Consider the following 296-nt stretch of genomic DNA (forward strand, 5'->3'; position numbering starts at 1 on the left):
ACTCCTTCGACCAGGTGTAATACAGGCTCTGGGCAATGCCTTCCTTGCGGCATAGCTCGGCGATGCTGTCTTCTCCGCGCAGGCCATCCAGCACGATGCGGATCTTGTCCTCGGCCGAAAAGTGGCGCCGGGTCTGTCGGCGGATGTCCTTCACTACCCGCTCTGCTGGGGCCTTGGCGGGCGATTTTACATTGGAGGATCTGGGCTTCATCTTCGTTCCTTCGTCACTACGACGAAGCCCAGATCCTCCTTAAATCACAACCTCAAATCTGTGCCATTGGTGCTGACGGCGGACA

The 296-nt window shown here is 57.8% G+C and carries 1 protein-coding gene; it reads right to left on the reverse strand.

Features of this window, described 5'->3' with window-relative positions; genetic code table 11:
• On the reverse strand, window positions 1-211 hold a 211-nt coding region (locus AX702_RS02080; RefSeq protein WP_156455315.1), incomplete at its 3' end, for a transposase.
• Window positions 212-296 lie beyond the last annotated feature (85 nt).

The sequence above is a fragment of the Sphingomonas sp. CCH5-D11 genome (assembly GCF_001557395.1).
GTDB lineage: Bacteria > Pseudomonadota > Alphaproteobacteria > Sphingomonadales > Sphingomonadaceae > Sphingomonas.